The 13,932-nt window shown below is 36.0% G+C and carries 9 protein-coding genes; 7 read left to right on the top strand and 2 right to left on the bottom strand.

The genetic code is table 11. From position 1 onward, the window contains the following. Positions 1 to 47: 47 nt before the first annotated feature. Positions 48 to 1,574 carry a glutamate--tRNA ligase gene (gene gltX / locus RNZ47_RS02830; RefSeq protein WP_311936061.1) on the bottom strand — a complete coding sequence of 509 codons (1,527 nt, stop codon included), beginning with the start codon at positions 1,572 to 1,574 and terminating at the stop codon, positions 48 to 50. 216 nt (positions 1,575 to 1,790) lie between these two features. Between gltX and RNZ47_RS02825 the strand changes: the two genes are divergently transcribed. The 5 genes from RNZ47_RS02825 (at position 1,791) to RNZ47_RS02805 (ending at position 9,455) form a co-directional block, all read left to right on the top strand. After that, positions 1,791 to 5,216, top strand: coding sequence for a DUF4175 family protein (locus tag RNZ47_RS02825; RefSeq protein ID WP_311936058.1), 3,426 nt, complete (start codon positions 1,791 to 1,793; stop codon positions 5,214 to 5,216). Further along, positions 5,209 to 5,619, top strand: a complete 411-nt coding sequence (gene ybeY, locus RNZ47_RS02820; protein WP_311936055.1) for an rRNA maturation RNase YbeY — start codon at positions 5,209 to 5,211, stop codon at positions 5,617 to 5,619. The genes RNZ47_RS02825 and ybeY overlap by 8 nt, the downstream gene beginning before the upstream one ends. Before the next feature lie 137 nt (positions 5,620 to 5,756). After that, entirely contained in the window at positions 5,757 to 7,628 is a 1,872-nt protein-coding gene (gene mnmG, locus RNZ47_RS02815) for a tRNA uridine-5-carboxymethylaminomethyl(34) synthesis enzyme MnmG (protein WP_311936050.1), read from the top strand. 202 nt (positions 7,629 to 7,830) lie between these two features. Next, the gene (locus tag RNZ47_RS02810; protein ID WP_311936047.1) at positions 7,831 to 8,676 is read left to right on the top strand and encodes a class I SAM-dependent methyltransferase; all 846 of its coding nucleotides are present in this window, start codon (positions 7,831 to 7,833) and stop codon (positions 8,674 to 8,676) included. A 236-nt stretch (positions 8,677 to 8,912) separates the two neighbouring features. Then, the gene (locus RNZ47_RS02805; protein WP_311936044.1) at positions 8,913 to 9,455 is read left to right on the top strand and encodes an OmpH/Skp family outer membrane protein; all 543 of its coding nucleotides are present in this window, start codon (positions 8,913 to 8,915) and stop codon (positions 9,453 to 9,455) included. An 83-nt stretch (positions 9,456 to 9,538) separates the two neighbouring features. Here the strand turns inward: RNZ47_RS02805 and RNZ47_RS02800 are convergent, their stop codons facing one another. Further along, positions 9,539 to 10,693 carry a DNA polymerase III subunit gene (locus tag RNZ47_RS02800; protein WP_311936041.1) on the bottom strand — a complete coding sequence of 385 codons (1,155 nt, stop codon included), beginning with the start codon at positions 10,691 to 10,693 and terminating at the stop codon, positions 9,539 to 9,541. Positions 10,694 to 11,076: 383 nt separating this feature from the next. Here RNZ47_RS02800 and RNZ47_RS02795 point away from each other — a divergent pair, with 383 nt between their 5' ends. Together RNZ47_RS02795 and RNZ47_RS02790 are read left to right on the top strand one after the other, a co-directional pair. Next, a complete protein-coding gene (locus RNZ47_RS02795; protein WP_311936036.1) occupies positions 11,077 to 12,264 on the top strand; it encodes a phosphoglycerate kinase in 1,188 nt (395 codons plus the stop codon). Between the two features lie 95 nt (positions 12,265 to 12,359). After that, entirely contained in the window at positions 12,360 to 13,913 is a 1,554-nt protein-coding gene (locus tag RNZ47_RS02790; protein WP_311936035.1) for a LysM peptidoglycan-binding domain-containing protein, read from the top strand. Positions 13,914 to 13,932: the final 19 nt, after the last annotated feature.

The following is a 13,932-nucleotide window of genomic DNA, read 5'->3' as shown; positions in this document are numbered from 1 at the left end:
AAAAATGGCTGTCAATTACATTTGTCAGCCATTTTTTTGATAAAATCTTAGTTTAGTGAGCTAATCACTTTTTCAATCCGTTTAACCGTTTCGGCTTTTCCAATCATAAACATAATATCAAACACTTCGGGACCTTGCAACGCACCAACCAAAGCTAAACGTAGGGGCATCATAACTCTTCCGAAACCAATTTCGTTACTTGTTATCCAGCCTTTTATTTCGGTTTGAAGGTTTTCTACGGTAAAATCTTCAACCTTGTTTACTATTGATGTGACTTCTTCTAAAATGGCTTTGGTGTCGTCTTTAAACGCTTTTTTTGAAGCTTTCTCATCATAAGAAGTTGGGGCAATGAAGAAGAAATGACTCAACGCCCAAAAATCGGATACAAAGGTCGCACGTTCTTTAATTAAACCAATAACCATGGCGATGTAATTAACATCAATTTGGACTAACTCAGAGCGTTCTGCTTTAAACAATTCAGCCAATACATCGTTATCTTGCTCTTGCATATAATGGTGATTGAACCACTTGGTTTTATCCGGATCAAAACGTGCCCCGGATTTGTTTACCTTTTTCAAATCGAAAGCTTCAATCAATTCATTTAAAGAAAAAATTTCTTGTTCCGTACCGGGATTCCAACCTAAAAAAGCCAAAAAATTTACCATAGCTTCGGGGAAATATCCATCTTCTTTATAACCTCTTGAAACGTCTCCGGTTTTTGGGTCTTTCCATTCCAAAGGAAACACTGGAAAGCCCAATTTATCGCCATCGCGTTTGCTTAATTTGCCTTTTCCGGTAGGTTTCAATATTAAGGGTAAATGGGCAAATTCTGGAGTTTCCCAACCAAAAGCTTTGTATAATTGATAGTGTAATGCTAAACTTGGCAACCATTCTTCGCCACGGATAACGTGCGATATTTCCATAAGGTGGTCGTCCACAATATTGGCTAAATGATAGGTTGGCATACCATCGCTTTTAAACAAAACCTTATCATCTAAAATATTGGTATCGATTTTAATCGTACCGCGAATCATATCATTTAAGTGCAGCGTTTCGTCTTGTGGCGATTTAAACCGAATCACATAATCGTCGCCAGCCTCTAATTTGGCTTTGGTTTCTTCCGCCGAAAGCGATAAAGAGTTGTTTAATTTAAGCCGGTTATGCCAATTGTAAATAAAGGTTTTGCCTTTGGCTTCGTGGTCTTTTCTGTGAAAATCCAATGTTTCAGCCGTATCAAAAGCATAATAGGCGTTACCCGAAGCAATCAACTCATCGGCATATTGTTTGTATAAATGTTTACGTTCGCTTTGACGATACGGTCCTTTTTTCATTTCCGCTTCCGCGGAAATCCGTGGCCCTTCGTCAAAAGGCATATTACACCAATTTAATGCATCAATAATGTATTGTTCGGCGCCTTCAACATAACGGTTTTGATCGGTATCTTCTATCCTCAAAATAAAAGTACCATTGTGTTTTTTAGCGAATAAATAGTTGAAAAGCGCGGTTCGAACGCCGCCAATATGTAAAGGCCCGGTTGGACTTGGTGCAAAACGCACACGAACATTTTTGGTCATGTTTTATAAATTTCTTCAAAGATACAATTATCGAGATTTTTAAAGACACAGATTGCACTGATTTTCGCGGATAAGGTTTTGCATATAGTAAATCTGTGAGGGGCCAAATAAACCTTGTAAACTCTAATTTGCCTTTAAACCTAAATTAACAGACAGTTAAGACGCTTATAAAAATAAAATTGTAATTTAGTAAGTTATAAGCCTTAAACATTACAATTGAACAATTTTAAAACCATACAAACCAAATTAGAGCAATTTATTAGTCGGTATTACACCAACGAATTAATAAAGGGTGCTATTTTGTTTTTCGCCATTGGCTTGTTATATTTTTTATTTACGCTGTTTATCGAGTATGTTTTATGGCTAAACCCTTTAGCGCGAACCATTTTATTTTGGGTTTTTATTTTAGTTGAGGTTTTGTTACTCGCTAAGTTTATAGCTGTACCGTTGGCTAAATTATTTAAGCTAAAAAAGGGAATAGATTATGTGGATGCTTCTAAAATTATAGGCAATCATTTCCCTGAAGTTAGCGATAAATTGTTGAATGTTGTTCAGCTGAAACAAAACCCATCGCAATCTGAATTATTGTTGGCGAGTATTGAACAAAAATCGATGGAACTGAAACCCATTCCGTTTAAATTGGCCGTAAATTTTAAAAAGAATTTGGGCTATTTAAAATATGCCGCCATTCCTGTTTTGATCATTTTAGCTACCTTTTTGACCGGCGAATCCAATTGGTTTAGCGACAGTTATAAACGCGTTGTACATTACAAAACGGCCTATGAGCCACCAGCGCCATTTCAGTTTTTTGTAGTTAATAACGATTTAAAAGCCATTGAAAATAAAGATTTTAAATTAGAAATTAGAACTGCCGGCGATGTTGCTCCAGAAAGCGTGCAAATCGTTTACAATAACGAAACCTATTTTTTAAACAAAAAAGGAATAGGCGAGTTTGAATATGTGTTTTCCCAGCCTAAAACCAATATCGAATTCCAGTTAACGGCAAACACCGTAACCTCAAAACCATACACCTTAAATGTTGTTGAAACACCATCATTATTGAGTTTTGAGATGGTTTTGAATTTTCCGAAACACACCAAAAAGAAGAATACTACTTTAAAAAGTACCGGCAATGCCGTTGTTCCGGAAGGCACCAATGTAACGTGGCGACTTAAAACAAAATCGACCGATATTGTGCGCTTATACGCCACTGACACGGTGGATTTTTCTTCGGATAAAATGGATAATTTTGAATTATCCAAACGTCTTTACAAGCATTTCGATTATAGCTTAAGCACAAGTAACGCCAACCTTAGAAACTACGAAAATTTGGCTTTTAGAATTGATGTTGATAAAGATGAGTATCCCGAACTCAACTTAAAAGTGCAGGTGGATAGCCTGGATTTACAAACCCTTTATTTTTACGGTCAAATTAGTGACGATTATGGGTTTAGCAAACTTCAAATGGTTTATTATCCCGTTAATGATGCGTCTAAAAAGCAAGTGGAGAACATACCTATTTCCAACACAAATATTGATGAATTTATTACGGCTTTCCCCAATAATTTAAATATTAAAGCTGGCATTGCTTACGAATTATATTTTCAAGTATTTGATAATGATGTGGTTAACAATTATAAGCGTACAAAAAGCGATGTGTTTACCTATAGAAAACGCACCAAGGCTGAAGAGGAACAAAAACAACTGAATGAACAAAACGAAACAATAAAAGACTTAAATAAATCCTTGGAAAAGTTCGAAGAACAAGAAAAAAACCTAGAAGAATTATCTAAAACCCAAAAGGAAAAGTCGAGCTTAAATTTTAACGATAAAAAGAAATTGGAATCATTTTTAAAGCGTCAACAACAACAAGACGAAATGATGAAAAATTTCAATAAAAAACTCAAAGATAATTTAGAGAATTTTCAAAAAGAAAACATAGAGGAGGACACCTTTAAAGAAGATTTAAAAAAGCGGTTGGATGAAAATGAAGAGCAACTTAAAAAGGACGAAAAACTTTTAGAGGAATTAAAAAAACTTCAAGAAAAAATAAATAAGGAAGAGTTAACCGAAAAACTTGATGAATTAGCAAAACAAAATAAAAACAAAAAGAGAAGTCTTGAGCAATTAATTGAGTTAACCAAACGCTTTTACATTGAAAAGAAATTGGAAAAGCTAAAAGAGGATTTAATGAAGTTGGCCATCGACCAAGAAAAATTATCCAACGAACCTGAAGTGAAAAACACCAAAGAAAATCAAGATGGTTTAAACGAGCAGTTTGAAGAATTTAAAAAACAAATTGAACAACTTGAAAAAGACAGCAAAACATTAAAAAAGCCCATTGATATTCCCCGGGATAAATTGGATGAAAGGGAAGTAGACGACGAACAGCAAAAAGCTACGGAATCATTGGAAAAAAGCAAAGAGGAAAAAGCGTCAGACAAGCAAGAAAGTGAGCTCAAGAACAGTGAAAATCAAAATCAGAAAAACGCTAAAAAAAGTCAAAAGAAGGCGGCAAAAAAAATGATGGAGATGAGCGAGAAAATAAAAAGTTCCATGGGAGGGAGTGATGCCAATCAAATGCAAGAAGATGTTGAAATGCTTCGACAAATTCTAGATAATTTGGTATTGTTTTCTTTTGATCAAGAAGCCCTAATGAATCAGTTTAGAACCATTGAAGCCAATAACAATAAGTATGCCTCTTATTTAAGAAAACAGCATAACCTTAAAGAACATTTTGAGCATATTGACGACAGCTTATTTGCTATGTCGTTGCGTCAGCCCAAACTATCCGAAACGGTAAACAAAGAAATTACCGAGGTGTTTTATAATATTGATAAAGCATTAAGTTTATTAGCCGAAAACCAATTGTATCAAGGGGTTTCAAATCAACAATTCACCATTACAGCCGCGAATAATCTGGCCAATTTTTTAAGTGATGTTTTAGACAATATGCAAGAAAATATGAGCATGGCTCAAGGCAAGGGTGGAGAGGGCGAAATGCAACTTCCAGATATTATTATGACACAGGAAGAGCTCAATAAGATGATGGAGGAAGGCTTGAAAAAAGGAGAAGGACAAAAACCTGAAAAGGGTGAAGGCGATAAAGAAGGTGAGGGCGAAAAAGAGGGAGAAAAAGGAAAGCAAGGACAAGAAGGAAATAATGAGGGAAAGGGAGAAAACGGCAACCAAAATGGTGGTGACGGTAAAGGAGAAAACGATGATTTGAATGGTAAACTATACGAGATTTATCAGCAGCAACAGGAATTGCGAAAAGCCTTAGAAGAACGTTTGGCAAAAGAAGGAAAGGGATCAAAAGGAGATGGCGATGCGCTGTTAAAAAAAATGGAAGAGGTAGAGTTGGATTTATTAAATGAAGGATTTACAAATCGAACCCTTCAAAAAATGATGGAATTAAAACATCAATTATTAAAAATGGAGAACGCTACGTTTCAACAGGGCGAAGACAATAAACGAGAATCTGAAACCAACAAAAATGATTTCGACAATAACACAAACAATCAAATTCCATCGGCTAAACAATATTTTAATACTACCGAAATATTGAACAGACAAACCTTACCTTTGCGTCAAATTTACAGAAAGAAAGTTCAAGAGTACTTTAAAAAAACAAATGATTAGTTTTAATTACGAAACCGATTTTTCATTGGAAAACGAAGAGGCTGTTTCCTCATGGATTTCACAAACTATTTCCACAGAAGGATTGAAAGAAGATGATATAAATTATGTGTTTTGTGATGATGCCTATTTACATAAATTAAACGTTGAATTCCTCAATCACGATACTTTAACCGATATAATTAGTTTTGATTATTCAGTCGGAAAAATTATACAAGGGGATATTTTTATATCTGTGGAACGGGTAGCGGATAATGCCAAAGATTTCAACACTCCTTTTGAAGAAGAATTACATCGCGTTATAATCCACGGTATTTTACATTACTGTGGCTACAAAGATAAAACTGAAGAGGACGCCAAGGAAATGCGCAATAAAGAAAACCACTACTTAAAGCAACTGGTTTAATATTCAAGAATTCAGCGTATATTTGCAAACCAAAAATATTAAGATGTTCCACGTGGAACGTTTTATGATTATAAAATGAATGAGACATTGAGCTTGCCGAAATGTGTATCATTCAAAGCAATAAAAAAAACAATAGGATGTTTAACGACCTTTATGATGTTATAGTTGTTGGTGCTGGCCACGCAGGAAGTGAAGCTGCCGCTGCCGCTGCCAATATGGGAAGCAAAACATTGCTGGTTACCATGAATTTGCAAAACATTGCGCAAATGTCCTGCAACCCAGCTATGGGCGGTATTGCGAAAGGGCAAATCGTTCGTGAGATTGATGCGCTTGGTGGCTATAGCGGTATTGTATCCGACACTTCGGCCATTCAGTTTAAAATGCTTAACAAATCCAAAGGGCCTGCAATGTGGAGTCCCAGAGTGCAGAGCGATAGAATGCGTTTTGCGGAAGATTGGAGATTACTTTTAGAAGGCACACCAAATCTTGATTTTTATCAAGAAATGGTTTCTGGGTTATTGGTAGAGAATCATAAAGTTGTCGGAATAAAAACGTCGCTTGGATTAGAAATAATAGGCAAAACCGTTGTGCTTACGAACGGCACTTTTTTAAACGGTTTAATTCATATTGGCGACAAGAATTTTGGAGGAGGAAGAGCAGGTGAAAAAGCCGCAACTGGAATCACGGAACAATTGGTTGGTTTAGGTTTTGAATCGGGTAGAATGAAAACCGGAACGCCTCCAAGGGTTGATGGAAGGTCATTGGATTTTTCTAAAATGATAGAACAGCCTGGGGATGAAAACCCCGAAAAATTCTCTTTTTTAGATATTACAAAAACATTGGGGAACCAGCGCTCTTGTCACATGACTTACACAAGCGAATTGGTACATGATTTGCTACGTGAAGGTTTTGATAGATCACCGATGTTTAATGGTAGAATTAAAAGTTTGGGCCCTCGATATTGTCCGTCTATTGAAGACAAAATTAATCGTTTTGCAGATAAAGACCGGCATCAATTATTCATTGAACCCGAAGGCTGGAAAACTTGCGAGGTTTATGTAAATGGGTTTTCTACTTCGCTTCCTGAAGATGTTCAGTTTAAAGCATTGCGCTCTGTTGTCGGTTTTGAAAACGTTAAGTTTTTTAGACCAGGTTATGCCATAGAATATGATTATTTTCCACCGACACAATTAAAGCATACTTTAGAAACCAAGTTGGTAGATGGATTGTATTTCGCTGGTCAAATTAACGGCACTACGGGATACGAAGAGGCAGCTTCGCAAGGATTAATGGCAGGTATAAATGCCAGTTTAAAAGTTAAGGAAAAAGAACCTTTTACCTTGAAAAGAGATGAAGCTTATATTGGTGTTTTGATTGATGATTTGATTACAAAAGGCACCGAAGAACCGTATCGTATGTTTACATCTCGTGCGGAATACAGAACGTTGTTACGTCAAGATAATGCAGACAAAAGATTAACACCAAAAGGTTTTGAAATTGGTTTGGCTTCAGAAAAGCGTTTAAAGCGAATGGAAGAAAAACATGAAGCAGCTGAAAAATTCGTGAATTTTTTTGAAACACAAAGCGTCAAGCCAGAGGAAATAAATCCGATATTGGAATCAAAAAAATCATCACCGGTTAATCAATCGGGAAAACTATTTAAAGTGTTTGCTCGACCAAATATTGAAATGGATGATGTTAGAAAGATAGAAAGTGTTGAAGCTTATATTCAGGAAAACGATCTGGACAGAGAGGTTATTGAGCAAACTGAAATACAGGTAAAATACTCTGGGTATATTGCTAAAGAAAAGAACAATGCAGACAAACTAAGCCGATTGGAATATGTGAAAATCCCGCAAAATTTTGATTACTCTCAAATTAAATCCATGAGTTTTGAGGCGCGCGAAAAGCTTAAAAAAATCCAACCAACTACGGTATCGCAAGCATCAAGAATTAGTGGTGTTTCTCCAAATGATATTTCGGTGTTATTGGTTTATATGGGACGCTAAGTTCCTGCGAATGCAGTAATCTAATTATTGAAAACAAGTAAACGTTGTTATTTAAAACGCGAATTACTTACAAACGTTCCACGTGGAACATTCGTTTTTTTGTCATTCCTGCGAAAGCAGGAATCCACTTTTGAAAACAAAACAAGATCGTCATAGTGCGATTTATTTTTAGAAAACAACTTGCTAAAACATTCGTGTATTCGTGGCTAAAGAAAATTTAAAAGTAAAAGACCATTCTGTTTCAGGGGAGGAATTTGAATTAATTCTAAATTCAGAATATGGATTTTTAGAAACCTCGCCACAACCAGATTCAGATAAATTACCCGAATATTATAAAAGTGAAGATTATATTTCGCATACGGATTCACAACGCAATCTATTTGAAAAAGCATATCATTTAGTTCGGCAATTTTCACTTAAAAAGAAGTTGAATTTGATAAACTCTTTTTCCTCAACCGAAAAAAACCTATTGGATGTTGGATGCGGTACAGGTGATTTTTTGCAAACCGCAAAACAAAATAATTGGACTGTTTTCGGAATTGAGCCCAACAAAAAAGCCCGGGACATTGCCAATAAAAAAACAAACCATTCCGTTTTTAAAACCGATGAGCTTTTTAAGATTGAAGAACACCGTTTTGATGTCATTACACTTTGGCATGTTTTAGAACATTTACCAAATTTGGAAGAACAGATTTCAATATTCAAAAAAATATTAAAACCCAATGGCACTTTAATAATAGCCGTTCCTAATTATAAAAGTTACGATGCCAAACATTACAAACAGTTTTGGGCCGCTTACGATGTTCCGAGACATCTTTGGCATTTTAATAAAGAATCAATTTCAAAATTAGTTTCAAAACAGGATATGCAAGTTGTTAAAATGAAACCCTTGCTTTTTGATGCGTTTTATGTGAGCCTACTTTCGGAAAAATACAAAACAGGAAAAATGAACATGCTTAATGGTTTTTGGATAGGATTGCTTTCAAATTTAAAATCCTTACGCACTAAAGAGGCATCTTCCTTAATTTATATCATAAAAAACAGGTAAAATTTGTTTTCGTGTACGCATTTAAGCGATTAACCATACAAACAGCTATATGCTAGTCCTATTTAAAAAAGGCTCTTAAATCGCTTTAAACGATTCTGTTTTCAATAGACACTGACTATTTTAATAGATACATTCTATAAAAATTACTTATACGTTAAATTCAAAATAATTCCGCTTTAAATTATCACTTACTTTATTACATTTGTGCGAATTCTAAAAACAGAAAAACCAAACCCATGAAAAATATAGTTTACCTCGTATTAGCAATGATTGTTTTATCCTCTTGCCAAAAACAAGCAAAAATCGGATATGTAAATAACGGAACGCTTATAAACGAATTTCAAGAAAAAAAGGATCTTGAAGCAAAATTTCAGATTAAGGAAGAAGCTTTTAAGAAAAGAGCCGACAGTATTGGTAAAGCATTTCAAGCAGAAGTGCAAGAAACCCAAAAGGAAGCTCAAAGAGCTTCTCAAAAAAAGCAACAAGAATTAATGGGCGGTTTGCAGCAAAAACAACAGCAATTGCAACAGCAAATGCAATATGAGAAGCAATTGTTAACACAATCTTTTCAAACAGAAATCGATTCTGTAATTATTAAAGTAAAGGATTTTGTAAAAGATTACGGCGAGAAAAACGGTTACACCTACATTTTAGGTACTACCGATGCCGCATCAACCGTTATGTACAGCACGGAAGAAAACGATTTAACCCAAACCATTTTAGAGGCTTTAAACGGAACCGAAAAAGAAGTTGCTAAAGAAACTGACAAAAAGGAATAAGTCTTAAAACACTAATAAACAAATAGTTAAACGCTTTTGGAGTCATTTCTGGAAGCGTTTTTCTTTTTATCCCAATTAGTGGCTTATGCTTCCTTTTTATGAAGCAAGCGCGTTAATTTAATAGACAAATCGGTTAAAATAATTTTTGAATTTCCGTTGCGCTCAATATGGTAAATCGCATCTTGTAGCTCGTTGCTAATATCCATAATGTTATTTCCGTGCACAAAAGGCGCAAAATTTTCAAGTTTGAATTTTTCGGTTTTAGGCTCTAAAAAAACAAGATCGGTAGCTTTGTAGTTTAGCAATAATGCTTGACGAAAAAAATCCAAACAAAAATTTAAGAACTGCTTTTGCGTTTCGCGCCCTGTTTTTGCAATATCGGCACTCCACGAAATTAAATCGTGTATGGCCGCTTTGTTGCCTTTGGCCTTAAAAGCACTACGAATCCAGAAAATAAACCAAGTTTCAAATTGGATGTCTTCAGAATCCCGATACACCAAATCGCAAGCTTTGTTGTAATTCCCGTCCGATTGATGCGCTATTTTTGTAGCAACAGAAAGCTCTAAACCATACTTTTTCACCAAAGCATCTTTTATCACATCTTCAGCCAATGGCGGAAACTGCAGTAGTTGGCAACGCGATTTAATCGTGTTGATTATTTGCTCATCGTCTTCGGTAATTAAAATAAAAACGGTTTTGCTTGGCGGTTCTTCAATCAGTTTTAAAAGTTTATTGGCACAGGCGGTATTCATTTTTTCTGCCATCCAAATCAGCATCACTTTATAGCCACCTTCGTAAGATTTCAGCGTAAGCGATTTTACAATCTCATGGGCTTCATCAACCCCAATTTGCCCCTGTTTATTATCAACCCCAAGCAATTTGTACCAATCAAACAAATTTCCGTAAGGTTGCTCTTTTAACAACTGGCGCCACTCTTCCAAATAAAAACTCGAAACTGGTTTGCTTTTCACCTTATCGCTCGTGGTTACTGGAAATGCGAAATGTAAATCGGGATGCGAAAAATTCTTGAATTTTAGGTTACACACATCATTTCCAGTATGGTTTTCACCGCCCGAATTAGAGCATAAAATGTACCGCGCATAAGCAATGGCCATGGGTAAAGTGCCAGAGCCCTCTTTACCAACAAACAATTGGGCATGCGGTATTCGGCCATTATCAACACTTTGTGTTAAATGGTTTTTAATGTGTTCTTGTCCTAAAATATCTTCAAAAAGCATAAAGCAAAAGTAAACGAATTTTATTAGAAGTTAAGCACCAAAAAAGCAGTAAAATGTCATTCTTGTTTTTAATTTGGGCGTTACCGCACCCTTCGACTGCGCCCCGGGCAAGCGGTCGGGCTTTCCGCTATATCTTTTTAGTGCTGTACGTGCTTCAGTCTCTCATCAAGTTAGTTTTCCATATTTTAAATGGGTTTCAAGTTAAACTTATGGTTAAGCACAAAAAAGGATGCCACTTCAATCCCTAACGCAAAAGACGTAACATATTAAAATTAAATATTTCTTTCAAGCTACATCGTTTTCGTTAAAAAACACATTTTAATTGGCTGTATAATTGGTTACATTTGTGTTTCAAATAACTAAGAAACAAAAACATATATACAATGAAAACCCTTAACGACTTTAATTTCGAAAATAAAAAAGCACTAATCCGAGTAGATTTTAACGTGCCATTAAACGACAATTTTGAGGTAACCGATGCCACAAGAATTGTATCGGCAAAACCAACCATAATTAAAATATTGGAAGATGGCGGGAGTTGTGTTTTAATGTCGCATTTAGGTCGCCCTAAAGGATTTCAAGAAGAATTTTCGTTAAAGCACATCGCATCAAAAGTTGAAGATGTGTTGGGTGTTGACGTTAAGTTCGTACCCGATTGTGTTGGAGACGAAGCAGAAAACGCCGTGGCAAACCTAGAACCGGGTCAAATTTTATTGTTGGAAAACCTACGGTATTATAAGGAAGAAACCGCTGGCGATATCGAGTTTGCCAAAAAATTATCGAAACTGGGCGACATTTACGTAAACGATGCCTTTGGTACAGCCCACAGAGCACACGCATCAACCACTATTATAGCGCAGTTTTTTAAAGATAAAAAATGCTTCGGAAATTTATTGGCGCAAGAAATTGAAAGCATTAAAAAAGTCATGGAAACAGGCGAAAAACCAGTTTTAGCTGTTTTGGGCGGAGCAAAGGTTTCTTCAAAAATTACAATTATCGAGAATATTCTGGATAAAGTAGACCATTTAATTATTGGTGGCGGTATGTCGTTTACCTTTGTTAAAGCTCAAGGAGGACAAATAGGAAATTCCATTTGTGAAGACGATAAAATGGAACTGGCATTGGATATATTAAAACAAGCCAAAGCTAAAAACGTTCACGTGCACATTCCTGTTGATGTGGTTGCTGCAGACGATTTTAGTAACGATGCAAACACGCAAATTGTGGATATTAATGCCATTCCTGACGGATGGGAAGGTGTTGATGCCGGACCAAAATCGATTGAATTATTTCACGATGTTGTTATGGATTCCAAAACCATTTTATGGAACGGTCCTTTAGGTGTTTTCGAAATGGAAAGCTTTGCAAAAGGCACCATTGAGTTAGGGAATTCTATAGCAGAAGCTACTAAAAATGGAGCGTTTTCACTTGTGGGTGGTGGCGACTCTGTTGCCGCGGTAAAACAATTTGGTTTTGAGAACAAAGTAAGTTACGTTAGTACTGGCGGCGGCGCGATGCTTGAAAGTTTAGAAGGTAAAACATTACCTGGAATTGCCGCTATTTTAGAATAAACGAAATTAAGTTTTCAAATTACATTAAAAAATACGATTTTAGCCATACTATCGTTAAACCTTATCTAGGTTAGATAACAAACAGAACAGATTTTATGGCTTTTCGATTTTTTATAATATGCTTGCTTTTTAATTATGGTGTTTGTGTTGCACAAACTCAAGACTCCATTTTGCCTAAAAAAGAATCCATTAAAGATTCAATAGTTGATGGGAAACCCCATGGTGTTAAAAAAATTGAAGCTGAAAAAGATAGTACCTCCATTAAGAAATTGGAAGACTTGGAGTTTGCGGCGAAAATAGATGAAAAATGGCTTGAAGAACTGTACAGCAATAATCTGTTCGACACCATTTACAAATCGGTTACCGAGCTTACTTACGAGCCCATCGACTATCCGGAATTGCCTACCGACACCTTAAAAAAACGCTTAAAAGAACTCGATGCCAGAACGCCTTTTAATGTGGAGTACAATCCGTCGTTGGAAAGCGTTATTAAATCGTATTTAAAACATCGCAGAAAGCATTTGCAAAAGTTAATGACTTTAAGTGCATTTTACTTTCCTATGTTCGAGGAGGAATTGGATAAACATAACATTCCATTAGAAATAAAATATTTAGCCATTGTTGAGTCGGCATTAAAACCCAGAGCCAAATCCAGAGTGGGAGCAACAGGTTTGTGGCAGTTTATGTTTGGTACGGGCAAAGAGCACGGATTGGATGTAAGCAGTTATGTTGATGAGCGTAGCGACCCTATAAAATCTACCAAAGCTGCCGCAGAATATTTAACACGCTTATATAAAATATTTGGCGATTGGGACCTAGCTTTGGCCGCCTACAATTCCGGGCCCGGAAATGTTACCAAAGCCATTAGGCGCTCTGGCGGTTATGAAAATTATTGGAACATTAGGCATAATTTACCACGCGAAACCGCAGGTTATTTACCGGCGTTTTTAGCGAATATGTATATTTTTGAATATGCCGAAGCCCATGGTTTTAAAAATCTTAAACCCCAATTCACATTAATTGAAACCGACACGGTTATAGTAAAACATATGATAACGCTCGATCAGGTTTCAGAAGTTACGGGCACACCAATTGAAGAACTTCAGTTTTTAAACCCTTCGTATAAATTAGATATTATTCCTTTTATAGAAAAAGAAAATTATGTGTTGCGATTACCACGAGAGGTGGTTGGTACCTTTGTAAATAACGAAGAAAAAATATATGCCTTTGTAAAAGAAGAGTTTGCACAGCGCGAAAAACCATTACCGCAGTTTTTTAATGCGAATGATAAGGTACGATACCGCGTAAGATCTGGTGATTACTTAGGAAAAATAGCCAGAAATTATGGTGTTCGCGTAAGCCAGATAAAACAATGGAACGGCTTGAGGAGTAACAATTTAAGAATTGGCCAGCGATTAACCATTTACCCGCGAAAACCTTATGTTGCAAGCGCAACGGCAACCAATACAACACCTAAATCAAAGCCTATTTCCGGCAATGTAACAACCTATACTGTAAAAAGTGGCGACTCGCTTTGGAGCATCGCCCAAAAATTTCCTGGAGTTTCTGTTCAAAATATTAAAGATTGGAACGATATTAGTGGTAGTAAATTAAAACCGGGAATGAAACTTAAAATATCAAAGGGTTAAGTTCCTAAAAAACCAAAAA

This window comes from Hwangdonia seohaensis, from assembly GCF_031932625.1.
GTDB lineage: Bacteria > Bacteroidota > Bacteroidia > Flavobacteriales > Flavobacteriaceae > Hwangdonia > Hwangdonia seohaensis.
Note: the sequence above shows the minus strand (reverse complement) of the source record. Positions and strands in the feature narration are given on the sequence as shown.